Consider the following 2,127-nt stretch of genomic DNA (forward strand, 5'->3'; position numbering starts at 1 on the left):
TGTCTGCATTGCGTTTCTTATCATGCTGTCGTCTATAACGACATGATAAGTGTTCATAAAGTAGTTTGTAAGTGATGAAATTATGACAGCTGTAATGAGAAGCGGTTTGGTTGTATATTTTGAACTTAGCAGTGTAAATAGCAAAACAGTAAAAGCAAATAAAATAAGACCAAGAGATAATGTAAAAGCGATATTTTTAAATCCGCTAATAGAATAGACATCTGCCACATTTTGAAAGAAAGCCACATTGTCAAACAGCACAAAAAAAAGTGCCGTAAATACTATGAGTCTGATTTGTGTAATATTTTTAAACAAGGCAGTTCCTCTTATCTATACAATTTTTTATCGTACAGATGGTCTAAAGTTAAGACAAAAGCCAGCGCATCTTTTTCTAGCTCCACGTCATGCTCGGCAGGGATTAGATGATTTTTTTTGTCCAAATATGTATCCGGTTCTTTATAAGAAAATGTAACTGATTCTTTGTTTGGGCTAATAATTGAAACTTTGTCATCCACACGAAGAGCGTAGGAACCGTGAAACTCCATCAGTGAAATATTTTGTTTTTTATCACTAAAAATAGAGTGTCCCATAATAGGATATTTCAGATCAAGTCCAAGCAAATCCAATGCTGTTGCCAGTACATCTGGTTGTGTGGCAATTTTATCGTAGGTCATCGGCTTGATGTCTGAGCCTAAGATAATTGCCGGAATATGGAACATATCAACAGGAATCATGTCATCGCCGTAAACCCTGACATTATGGTCTGCAACTACCACAAAAACAGTATCTTTGTAGTACTCCTCTTTTTTGGCAAGTTCAAACAGTTTTCCGATAGCGTAATCTGCGTACTTGACGGCATTTTTCACGCTGTTTTGAGCAACTCCATCGATTAAATCAATTTTTTCATATGGGTACTCAAACGGAGAGTGGTTTGACTGTGAAAACATAACAGTGGCAAATTTCTGATTTTTGGTATGCATCTTTTTAAACTCTTCGTTTGCTCTCTCAACCAAATCTCCATCACAGACTCCCCATGGAGCGGTAAAAGTCGGATCTACGAAGCATGGCTGGTCAATAATCTCATCAAAGCCGTTGCCGATAAACCAGCTTCGCATATTGTCAAATCTGCTCTCTCCTCCATATATAAAAGTTGTATGATAACCAAATGGCTCTAGAGCAGTTGCAATAGTAAAAAAGTCACTTTGAGATTTAGTTCTCTTTAGTATTCCTTCCCCTGGAACTGCGAGATTTCCCGCAGAATTTCCGGCTAAGCCCCTAATACTTCTGGTACCGTTTGAGTATAAATCTTTAAATAAAATTCCCTCTTTGCTCAGTCTGTTAAGGTTCGGCGTAATTCCTTTTTCACCTCCCGTTGCCTCAACGAACTGGTAGCCTAAACTCTCTTGAACAAAGATAACTAGATTTTTTGGCTTTGTGGTTTTAAAGTGGCTCTCTTCGCTCCTTGAGAATGGAGAGTCGGCATCTGTGCTTTGGATATTTAGTCTGTTTTGAACTCTAGATAGAGCCTCTTTGATATCCATTTTTCCGTATCGTTTTTGTATCTCTCCGCTTCCGTGTCTGTTGTTGATATATGCAGCGTAAACAATACTGTAAATAGAATTTTTTGTTATCTCGTTGACCATTCTGTTAGTTGTGTACATTGCATCGGATGTGTTGGCAGGTCTATGACCAAATGATGAGCGCGCTCCGATAAAGAGCAGTAGAAATAGCGGTAAAAACAGAATAAGACGTTTTTTATAACTTGTGTCAAACAGTTCTGTGACACTCTCTTTGGCATATTTAAGGTAGAGATAGATAAAAGCACTTATCATGGTAAAAGCTATAAACAGCTCAGGCTTGTAGTCGGCAAATATCATTGCAAACACTTCTTTTGGATAGACAAGGTACTCTACAAAAAGGTAGTTTGGTCGTACGTCATACTGGGCTATGAACGGAAAAGTAGCATTTTCTATATATATTGCAATTGCAAGCACGGCTAAAAAATAGTATTTGAGAAATTTATTTACAAAATGTTTTAATCTGCTTGGACTTAATGTAAGAAGCATCATAGGAATCAGCAAAAATACAGATGCGGTTATAGTGTCCATTCTCAGACCGTGAATAAAA

General features: G+C 37.4%; 2 protein-coding genes. Both read right to left on the minus strand.

The window, feature by feature from the left end; translation table 11 throughout:
* Window positions 1–315 (minus strand): phosphoethanolamine transferase domain-containing protein (locus tag RQ763_RS11465; protein WP_314153119.1); only part of this gene is annotated, 315 nt, incomplete at its 3' end.
* Window positions 316–326: 11 nt separating this feature from the next.
* On the minus strand, window positions 327–2,127 hold a 1,801-nt coding region (locus tag RQ763_RS11470), incomplete at its 5' end, for an LTA synthase family protein (RefSeq protein ID WP_314153121.1).

Origin of the sequence: Sulfurimonas sp. (assembly GCF_032250635.1) — a bacterium.
In the GTDB taxonomy this organism is placed as follows: domain Bacteria; phylum Campylobacterota; class Campylobacteria; order Campylobacterales; family Sulfurimonadaceae; genus Sulfurimonas.